Origin of the sequence: Peribacillus simplex, from assembly GCF_001542915.1 — a bacterium.
In the GTDB taxonomy this organism is placed as follows: domain Bacteria; phylum Bacillota; class Bacilli; order Bacillales; family DSM-1321; genus Peribacillus; species Peribacillus simplex_B.
The window spans coordinates 1-460 of the sequence record NZ_LNNH01000045.1 but is presented as its reverse complement, the minus strand read 5'-3'; the positions used below and the strand labels follow the sequence as shown (position 1 = coordinate 460).

The window sequence follows — 460 nt, the reverse complement described above, 5'->3', positions numbered from 1 at the left end:
TCCACCGTGCGCCCTTTCTAACTTAACCGTTAAAAAAGTCTTACAGATGCTTTGAAAAAATTAATTGCCTTCTATCTATTATCTAGTTTTCAAGGAACAAGTTGTCCCAATCACATCGTGATTGATTCATTGGTGGAGCCTAGCGGGATCGAACCGCTGACCTCCTGCGTGCAAGGCAGGCGCTCTCCCAGCTGAGCTAAGGCCCCGTAAATGGAATGGTGGGCCTAAATGGACTCGAACCATCGACCTCACGCTTATCAGGCGTGCGCTCTAACCAGCTGAGCTATAGGCCCATTCACATAAATAATAAGCTTCTGCTTCCCAAGCTTATCGCGGGATTGCTATTTAATTGAATGAATCACTCATTCAAAACTGAACAAAACAAAAGCGCACTCGTATTATCCTTAGAAAGGAGGTGATCCAGCCGCACCTTCCGATACGGCTACCTTGTTACGACTTC

Annotated in this window: 2 tRNA genes and 1 rRNA gene; all 3 read right to left on the bottom strand. The window is 46.1% G+C overall.

Going from position 1 to position 460, the window contains the following annotated elements:
- Nucleotides 1-130 precede the first annotated feature (130 nt).
- A tRNA-Ala gene (locus AS888_RS19765) sits at nucleotides 131-206 on the bottom strand.
- A gap of 10 nt (nucleotides 207-216) precedes the next feature.
- A tRNA-Ile gene (locus AS888_RS19760) sits at nucleotides 217-293 on the bottom strand.
- A gap of 115 nt (nucleotides 294-408) precedes the next feature.
- A 16S ribosomal RNA gene (locus tag AS888_RS26515) occupies nucleotides 409-460 on the bottom strand; the annotation flags it as partial.